We start from the raw sequence: 1,825 nt of genomic DNA, 5'->3' as shown, positions 1-1,825 counted from the left end.
TTATGTTGTAGAAGACAAACGATTAGAAAGAGAAGTTTTCGGATTGAAATTTAAAAACCCAGTCGGATTAGCTGCAGGATTTGATAAAGATGCGAAACTATTCAATGAATTGTCAGATTTCGGATTTGGTTTTATTGAAATTGGAACGCTAACGCCAAAACCACAAGACGGAAATCCTAAGAAAAGATTATTTCGGTTGAAATCAGATTCAGCAATTATTAACCGAATGGGATTTAATAATGGTGGAGTAGAAGCAGCGATTTTAAGACTAAAGAAAAATAAAGGTGTTTTAATTGGTGGTAATATTGGAAAAAATAAAATCACACCAAACGAAGACGCAACAAAAGATTACGAAATTTGTTTCGAAGCTTTATATGATTATGTAGATTATTTTGTAGTCAACGTAAGTTCGCCAAACACACCAAATTTAAGAGAATTACAAGAAAAAGAACCATTGACAAAATTATTACAAACCTTACAAGATTTGAATGATCAAAAGGCTGTTTTCCTTAGCTTGTCGAATGGGAAACCAATTCTTTTAAAAATCGCACCCGATTTAACCAACGAACAATTATTAGATATTATTGATATTGTAAACGAAACCAAAATCGCAGGAGTAATAGCAACAAATACCACTATTTCTCGTGATGGATTAACATCTGAAAATAAAGAGGAAATGGGCGGATTATCTGGGAAACCATTAACAAAACGTTCAACCGAAGTCATCAAATTCTTATCAGAAAAAAGCAATAAATCTTTCCCAATTATGGGAGTAGGAGGTGTTCATACTGCGGATGATGCTATCGAAAAATTAAACGCTGGTGCAAGCTTAGTCCAATTATATACGGGTTTTATTTACGAAGGACCGCAGTTGATAAAAGACATTAATAAGAAGTTGCTTCAATAACAATAGCAATTACAAAAATCAATAACAATTTATAAACTTAACTAAAATGACAATTTGAAATTCTGATTATTTGAATTTTGCTATTGCCATTGAATTTTACCATCAACATGAAATTAGTCTTCGCATCCAACAATAAAAACAAAATTGCTGAAATTCAGCAACAAGTCGGTGCGCAATTTCAAATTGTATCCTTAGAAGATATAGGATGTTTTGTGGATATTCCGGAAACGGCTGAAACCATTGAAGGTAATGCGATTTTGAAAGCCAATTATGTTACTGAAAATTTCGGTATACCTTGTTTTGCTGATGATACAGGTTTGGAAATTGAAAGTTTAAATAACGAACCAGGTGTATATTCAGCGCGTTATGCAGGTGAACAAAAAAATGCAGAAGACAATATGGATTTGGTTTTACAGAAATTAGCATCTAAAACTAATAGAAAAGCACAGTTTAAAACCATTATTGCTTTAAATATTTATGGAGAGCAACATTTGTTTGAAGGTATTGTAAAAGGTGAAATTACTTTGGAAAAGTTAGGAAATCAAGGCTTTGGATACGATCCTATTTTTCAACCTGAAGGTTTTTCAACTACTTTCGCAGAAATGACTATGGAACAAAAATCGGTTATCAGCCACAGAGGAATTGCGGTGCAAAAATTAATTAATTTCTTATCTAATTTAAGTTGATCTCCCAATTTACGCCTTTCAATCCCTGACTTAAAAACGTAACTTTCTGAAAATCAATTAAAAACAAATTAGTTTAATCCGTTTTTTAATCCTACCTTTGCACCCAATTTAAAAATATATAATGAATAAATTTGAGCAATTAGGGTTAAACGAATCGTTGTTAAAAGCAATACGTGATTTAGGATTCGAGACCCCGTCGGAAGTACAGGAGAAGGCCATACCACTATTATTG

General features: G+C 32.4%; 2 protein-coding genes. Both read left to right on the top strand.

Features of this window, described 5'->3' with window-relative positions:
- On the top strand, window positions 1–907 hold a 907-nt coding region (locus ABWO04_RS11605), incomplete at its 5' end, for a quinone-dependent dihydroorotate dehydrogenase (protein WP_353079847.1).
- 107 nt (window positions 908–1,014) lie between these two features.
- Window positions 1,015–1,593 (top strand): non-canonical purine NTP diphosphatase, encoded by a 579-nt coding sequence (locus ABWO04_RS11600; RefSeq protein ID WP_353079846.1) that lies wholly within the window; start codon window positions 1,015–1,017, stop codon window positions 1,591–1,593.
- Window positions 1,594–1,825 lie beyond the last annotated feature (232 nt).

This window comes from Flavobacterium sp. (assembly GCF_040382755.1).
Classification (GTDB): domain Bacteria; phylum Bacteroidota; class Bacteroidia; order Flavobacteriales; family Flavobacteriaceae; genus Flavobacterium.
This window is presented reverse-complemented; position numbering and strand designations above follow the sequence as displayed.